This window comes from Brevundimonas sp., assembly GCF_004210735.1.
Lineage (GTDB): Bacteria > Pseudomonadota > Alphaproteobacteria > Caulobacterales > Caulobacteraceae > Brevundimonas.
In genome coordinates, this window is the sequence record NZ_SDZL01000158.1 from 1 (window position 1) to 1,046 (window position 1,046).

1 protein-coding gene is annotated in these 1,046 nt (G+C 69.4%); it reads left to right on the plus strand.

The genetic code is table 11. The annotated features are described in order from the left end of the window. Positions 1 to 831: NAD-dependent epimerase/dehydratase family protein (locus tag EON91_RS14585; RefSeq protein WP_292096155.1), on the plus strand; the 831-nt coding region annotated here is incomplete at its 5' end. Positions 832 to 1,046: the final 215 nt, after the last annotated feature.

The window sequence follows — 1,046 nt, forward strand, 5'->3', positions numbered from 1 at the left end:
CGCCTCGAAGCCGATGTGACCGACCGCGCGATGATCCGCGCGATCATGCGCGAGTTTGCGCCTGAAGTTGTGATCCATCTGGCGGCCACCAGCGATGATGATCCCGAAGCGATGGTCGATGCCGAGATCGGCGGGGCTTTCGGCGTGCTGGAAGCGTCGCGCCAGTATTACGAGCGGCTCGATGACGAGAAGCGCGACCGGTTCCGCATCGTGCATGCGGAGCGGGCCGAGAGCGATGTGCCGGAGAAGCTGACGCGGCCGCAGGCGGCGCGGGGGGCTGCTGCCGCCCTGCTCGACCGCTGGGCGCGGGCGAATGACCTGCCGCTGGTGACGTGTGTTGCGGGCGAGGCGTTCGGGCCTTGGCAGCCGCAATCCTCGTTCATGGCTCGGCTGATGTCGTCGCTGGTCAATCAGCGACCCTTCCATCTGGAGATGGGCGGCGAGACGGTGCGCGACTGGCTGCCGATCCGCGACATGGCGTCTGGCCTGTTGCGGGCGGCGGAAGTGGCGCCGGCGCAGTCGCGGTTCGACCTGTCGGTCGGGGCCGAGCGCCGGGATATCGACATTGCCGAAAGCGTCTGCGCCTTGCTGGACGAGCGGACGCCGATGGCGGATGGCGAGTTGTGGTCGAGCCTGCTGATAGTCGAGGGCGACGGGCTGGTCGCTTCGGGCGGGCCGATGATGGATTCCCACGAGGCCGAGCGGGAGCTGGGCTGGCGGCCGGGCGGCTTCCATACCGGGCTGGACCGGCTGTTGACCTGGGCGCTGGCGAGCCATGCGGCCTCGCAGGCCCGCCGGACGGCCCAGACCGAGCGGCTGGCCGCAGAATAAGCCTCTTACTCACGCTGGGGTTACCGGGCGCGCCTTGCAACGCCGTGGGGCGGCGTTACCCTTGCCGCAACGGGAGCACAGACTCCGCAAAGACGCCGAAGACTCCGGGGAGGAGATTTCCAATGAGCCAATTCCGCGCGTTCGCGCTGGCGGCAGCTATTGCCCTGGGCGCATCGGCCTGCGCGCCGCGGGCCGGGGAAAGCGCGGGGGCCGAG